Source organism: Paraburkholderia sp. Ac-20336 (assembly GCF_017105025.1).
In the GTDB taxonomy this organism is placed as follows: domain Bacteria; phylum Pseudomonadota; class Gammaproteobacteria; order Burkholderiales; family Burkholderiaceae; genus Paraburkholderia.
Map to the genome: position 1 here is coordinate 1 of NZ_JAAGPS010000222.1, position 6,066 is coordinate 6,066.

At 67.6% G+C, this 6,066-nt stretch carries 3 protein-coding genes and 1 pseudogene; 2 read left to right on the forward strand and 2 right to left on the reverse strand.

Annotated features, from left to right (window positions below; translation table 11 throughout):
• A pseudogene (locus GXB81_RS30200) lies at nt 1-105 on the reverse strand (transcriptional regulator); the annotation flags it as partial.
• A 135-nt stretch (nt 106-240) separates the two neighbouring features.
• Here GXB81_RS30200 and GXB81_RS30205 point away from each other — a divergent pair.
• Nucleotides 241-993: a class I SAM-dependent methyltransferase gene (locus tag GXB81_RS30205; protein WP_167284385.1), complete on the forward strand. Its 753-nt coding sequence runs from the start codon at nt 241-243 to the stop codon at nt 991-993.
• A gap of 166 nt (nt 994-1,159) precedes the next feature.
• On the opposite strand, the gene ppc is transcribed toward GXB81_RS30205, so the two are convergent.
• Nucleotides 1,160-4,480 carry a phosphoenolpyruvate carboxylase gene (ppc, locus tag GXB81_RS30210; protein ID WP_205991128.1) on the reverse strand — a complete coding sequence of 1,107 codons (3,321 nt, stop codon included), beginning with the start codon at nt 4,478-4,480 and terminating at the stop codon, nt 1,160-1,162.
• 533 nt (nt 4,481-5,013) lie between these two features.
• Between ppc and hemC the strand changes: the two genes are divergently transcribed.
• Nucleotides 5,014-6,066, forward strand: a 1,053-nt coding sequence (gene hemC / locus GXB81_RS30215) for a hydroxymethylbilane synthase (protein WP_241016591.1), incomplete at its 3' end; no start/stop codon positions are given.

The window sequence follows — 6,066 nt, forward strand, 5'->3', positions numbered from 1 at the left end:
CTGCGGCGCGAGCCGCTCGCGGTGGGCGCGGATGAAGTCGCCGAGCGCGCGGGCCGGCGTGGCGTCGAGCGGTGGCGGGTGATCGGCGGTGGGCTGCATGGTCATGCTGGCGGGCTGCGCGTGGAGGGGGTAATAGAGATACCAGAATAATTGCTTAACTTGTACTGGTACATGACCGGCTCTATTGTAGCGGCTGGAAACCCCACGGCGCGTTGCCATCTCACCCTAACGGAGCCACCCATGAAGCATCACGATCAGGTCGCCGACGCGTTCGGCTCGACCGCCGCCGCTTACTTGACGAGTCAGACCCATGCGAGCGGCGCCGATCTGCGCACGCTCGCCGACGCCATCGCCGCGACGCCGGGCGCGACCGTGCTGGACATGGGCTGCGGCGCGGGGCACGCGAGCTTCGCGGTTGCGCCGCATGCGAAAGAGGTCGTCGCCTACGACATCGCGCCGCAGATGCTCGCGACCGTCGAAGGCGCGGCGAAAGAGCGCGGCCTCGCCAACATCCGCACGCAGCAGGGCGCGGCCGAAACGCTGCCGTTCGCCGCTCATGCGTTCGACTGGGTGATTAGCCGCATGAGCGCGCATCACTGGCACGACGTGCCGCTCGCGCTCGCCGAGGTGCGGCGTGTGCTGAAGCCGGGCGGCAAGGTGCTGTTCATCGATATCGCGGGCATCGATCATCCGCTGCTCGATACGCATATCCAGGCGATCGAGTTGCTGCGCGACGGCTCGCATATCCGCGATTACCGCGCCGACGAGTGGATTGCGTTGTTCGCCACGGCCGGTTTCAAGGCGTCGATTCGCGAGCGTTGGCGCATCGACCTCGAATTCAAGTCGTGGGTTGCGCGCATGCGCACGCCCGAGCCGCGCATCGTCGCGATCCGCTCGCTGTGGGATCACGCGCCCGATGAAGTGCGCCAGTATTTCGACGTGCAGGCGGACCACTCGTTCAAGCTCGACGCGTTGATGATCGACGCGCATTGAATGAAAAAAGCCGGGGGTGGCCTTTGCTGGCCACCCCCGGCGTGCGTTGTGTATCGCGGACTGAATGCACCGCTTGCACCGATGATTCCGCATCGGTGCGTCAAGCCCGCTTGCGCTTCGACGGCAAACAGCGGTTCAAACCCCGGTTCAAACCGCCGCTCCAGCCTCAACCCGTATTGCGCAAGCCCGCCGCGATCCCGTTGATGCTCAGATGAATCCCGCGTCGCACGCGTGTGTTCGTATCGCCCGCGCGATAGCGCTTGAGCAATTCGACCTGCAAGTGATTGAGCGGATCGAGATACGGGAAGCGGTTCTTGATCGAGCGCGCGAGCAGCGGATTCTCCGCGAGCCGATCGCCCTTGCCGGTGATCTCGGACAACACCTTCGAGGTGCGCTCCCATTCCGCGACGATGCGCTCGAATACGTGCTTGCGCAGCTTCTTGTCGGTGACGAGCGCGGCGTAGCGCGACGCGACCGCGAGGTCGGTCTTCGCGAGCACCATGTCCATGTTCGAGAGCAGGTTCGAAAAGAACGGCCACGTCTTGTGCATTTTCTTCAGCAGCGCGAGCCGGCGCGCGCGTTCGGCGTCGGAGGGCGCGCTGTCGAGATGCGCGGCGACCGCGCTGCCGAAGCCGTACCAGCCCGTCAGCAGCAGACGGCATTGGCCCCACGAGAAGCCCCACGGAATCGCGCGCAGGTCCTCGATCTTGCGCTGCTTCGGGTCCTGCAGCTTGCGCGAGGCGGGCCGGCTGCCGATGTTCAGCTCGGCGATCTCGGCGATCGGCGTCGACTCGAAGAAATACTCCTTGAAACCCGGCGTTTCGTAGACGAGCGCGCGATACGCGGCCATTGCCGTATCGGACAGTTGCTGCATCGTTTCCTCGAACACGGGCAGCTCGGCGGGCGCGTTGCCTTGCGGCAGCAGCGACGCTTCGAGCGTCGCGGCCACCACCGTTTCCAGATTGCGCCGGCCGATCTCGGGGTTGGCGAACTTGCTCGCGATCACCTCGCCCTGCTCGGTCAGGCGGATCTGTCCGTCGACGGTGCCGGGCGGCTGCGAGAGGATCGCCTGATAGGTCGGGCCGCCGCCGCGGCCGACGGTGCCGCCGCGGCCATGGAACAGGCGCAGCGTCACGCCGCGTTCGTTGAACAGCGAGACGAGCGCAAGCTCGGCGCGATACAGTTCCCAGTTCGAGGTCAGGAAGCCGCCGTCCTTGTTGCTGTCCGAATAGCCGAGCATGACTTCCTGCTCGTTGCCCTGGTGTTCGATCAGCGCGCCGACGCCCGGCAGCGCGATCAGATCGCGCATGATGTGCGGCGCGTTGCGCAGATCGGGGATCGTCTCGAAGAGCGGAATCACCATCAGGCCCGCGCGTGCCGGATCGTGCTCGTCGCCGAGACGGCCGCGCAACAGGCCGGTTTCCTTTTGCAGCAGCATCACCTCGACCAGATCGCTGACCGTTTCCGTGTGCGAAATGATGTAGTTGCGCACCGCGCGCGCGCCGAATTTTTCGCGCGTGATACGCGCTTCCTCGAGCACGCCGAGTTCGCTCTTCACGAGGTCCGAGTACTCGGCGTACGGCACGCGCAGCGGGCGTGGCTGCGCGAGTTCGGCGAGCAGCACCTCGAGCTTGTCCGCCTCGGAGAGCGCCGCGTAATCGGCCTCGACGCCCGCGCGTCTGAGCAGTTCGGCGATCACCGCTTCGTGGATGTCCGAGCTTTGCCGCAGATCGATGCTCGCGAGATGGAAGCCGAACACCTCGGCGGCGCGCGTGAGCGGCGCGAGACGCGGGGCCGCGAGCGGCGCGCCGTGATGCTCGGCGAGCGAATCGATCAGCACGTGCAGGTCGCGCACGAAGTCGGCGGCGTCGTCGTAGGGAATCGCGCGGATCGGCGCCACGCCGCGTCCGGCGCTGCGCACCGGCACGCTGCCTTCGCCGAGCCGCACGCGCGCGCTGGCCGCGAGCCGCGTGTACATGCCGATCAGCGCGCGGCGATACGGCTCGTCGGTGCGGTGCGGCGACTGGTCCGGCGAGATGGCCGCGAGTTCCTTCAGCGCATCGCTCGCGCCGGCCAGCAGGTTCGACACCGACAGTTCCGCGCCGAGCTTGTGCACCTGCTCCATGTAGTGCTCGAAGATCACCGCGGCTTGGCGCGTGATCGCGTTTTCGAGCGTGTCGGCCGTGACGTTCGGATTGCCGTCGCGGTCGCCGCCGATCCAGCTGCCCATCTGGAAGAACGGCGGCAGGCGCGCTTCGATGCCGTGTTCCTTGAGGGCGTCCTCGATGTCGCCATAGAGCGCGGGGATTTCCTCGAGGAAGGTGGCGCGATAGAACGACAGCGCGTTCTCGATTTCATCGGCGACGCTCAGACGCGCGTCGCGCAGCATGCGCGTCTGCCAGAGCGAGGCGACGCGCGCGCGCAGCATCGCTTCGTTGTGCGAGCGTTCGCGGTGGGTGAGCGGCTGGTCGCGCTCGGCGAGCAGCCGCGCGATGTCGTGCTGCGCATCGAGGATGCTCTTGCGCTGCACTTCGGTCGGGTGCGCGGTCAGCACCGGCATGATCAGCGCGTCGTTGAAGAACTGCTGCAGCACCGGCGTCGCGGCCGCGCCCGCCGTGACGAGCCGCTCCAGCGCATAGGCGATCGTGCCCGGCTGCGAGGCCGAGCCCGCGAGCGCGTGAATCCGGTGCCGGCGGTTGCGGTGACGGTCCTCGGCGATATTCGCGAGGTGCGAGAAGTAGCTGAACGCGCGCACCACGCTGACCGTCTGCTCGGGCGTCAGCGTGCGCAGCTTCTTGTCGAGCGTCTGCGCGGCGGCGCTGTCGTCCTCGCGGCGAAAACGCACGGCGGTCTGCCGGATCGTTTCGACGACGTCGAACACCGCGTCGCCTTCCTGCTCGCGCAGCACGTCGCCGAGCAGACGGCCGAGATAGCGGATGTCCTGGAACAGCGGATGGTCCTTGTCCTCGCGCGTGCGGGCCGTGCTTTTGGCGGCGGGGACGGCGGCGCCCGCGCCCGCGGCTTGCGCGACGGCTTTCAGCTTCGGCTTTTTGGCGGCGCGCGGTTGGGCTGCGTCGCTCGCGGCCGCTTCGGTTTTCGCGGAAGCGGTGGCGTTCGCATCGGTGTTGGCGGCCTTGGCCGGCTTGCGCGTATCGGCGGCGCTTGCGGCTTGCCCAGCCTTTTCAGCCTTGCTGGCTTTGGCTGTCTTCACGGGTTTTTCCGCTTTGACGGACACGGCGGTGCGCGCGGCTTTCGGCGCCTTGGCGGCTTGCGCGGCGAGGGCACGTTGGCCCGGGCGTTTTTCCGTGCGCTGCTCCGTGCACTGGTCGGCGCGTTGAGCGAAGGCCGACGTCGTGCCGTGCGCGGTGGAGTCGGCGAGGGCTGCGGCAGAGGCAGCGGAAGCGTCCGGCGTCGCGGCATGGGCCGGGCGAGCGTTGGACGAAGCAGTGTTGCGGCGGTCAGGGCGCGCCGATCCGGAAGACGTCACGATGGGTTTCCTCAGGGAAGCCAGGGTCTGTTGAGTGATGAACTGCAACTGCGGAACTGCGACAGAATGTGCAACGTGGACTGCGAGTAACGTGAACAGCGTGCAACAGGGACTGCGAACGGGACTGCAATTAGAACAGCAAAGAGAACTGCAAGGCGCACGACAACGCGCAACGGCAAGGCGCGGCGGCAGGCGGGCCTGCAAAACGAACCGCCCGCGACGAGCCGCATGAGCCCTGCCGACGCCGGATGGAGAGAGGGGCCACGACACATGAGGCGAGGCCGCACTGAACGCGCGGCGCGTGCCGCCCACGCGGTTACGCCGCATTGCATCATCGCGCATGCCGCCGCGCGATGCGCGAACGACCGTGCGTGACGAGCCGGAATGGGGCAGGCGCTTGCCGCGCGCAGCCCGTCTCCTCCATCGATACCGCGTCTGCCTGGCGCCCGGCCGTGCCTTTGGTGCAAGGGCGCAAGCAGGGGCGCGTGCTAACATTGATTGTTATTCCATCCCGAGATTCGATCAGCAAGCTAATGAACACCGAGACGTTTGCCGCGCCACCCCACACGCTTGTGATTGCTTCGCGAGAGAGCCGCCTTGCCATGTGGCAGGCGGAGCATGTGCGATGTGCGCTGCACAAATTATATCCATCTTGTGACGTAAAAATCCTCGGAATGACGACGCGCGGCGATCAGATTCTCGATCGCACGCTCTCGAAGGTCGGCGGCAAGGGCCTCTTCGTCAAGGAACTCGAAGCCGCACTCGCCGATGGCCGCGCCGACCTCGCGGTGCATTCGCTGAAGGACGTGCCGATGGAGCTGCCCGCGGGCTTCGCGCTGTCCGCGATCATGGAGCGCGAGGACCCGCGCGACGCGCTCGTCTCCAATCAATACGACTCGCTCGCCGCGCTGCCGGCCGGTGCCGTGGTCGGCACCTCGAGCCTGCGCCGCGAGGCGATGCTGCGCATGCGTTATCCGCATCTCGACGTGCGGCCGTTGCGCGGCAATCTCGACACGCGCCTCGCCAAGCTCGATCGCGGCGATTACGCGGCGATCATCCTGGCCGCGGCCGGGCTCAAGCGTCTGGGTCTCGGCGAGCGCATCCGCGCGCTGCTCGATCCTCAGGACAGCTTGCCGGCCGCGGGGCAGGGCGCGCTCGGCATCGAGATTCGCGCCGATCGCGCAGACCTCGCCGCGTGGCTCGCGCCGCTCCATCACTCACATACGGCGGCCGCCGTCGAAGCCGAGCGCATGGTGTCGCGCGCGCTCGGCGGCAGTTGCGAGGTGCCGCTCGCCGCGTATGCGACCTGGCATGACGGCGCGCTGCATCTGCGCGGCATCGTCGCGACGCCCGACGGCCAGCGCGTACTGAGCGCGCAGGCATCGGCGCCCGCGCCGAGCATCGAGCGCGCGCTCGCGCTGGGCCAGCAGGTCGCGAGCGAGCTTGCTGGGCAGGGCGCGCTCGACATCGTCCGGGCGCTCAGCACCGCCAGCGGCCCGGCTGTGGCGGATAGTGCCGCGCGTGCTGCCGCAAGTGATGCCACAAGCGACGCGGCAGGTGACATAGCAGGCAGCCCCGCAACCCCC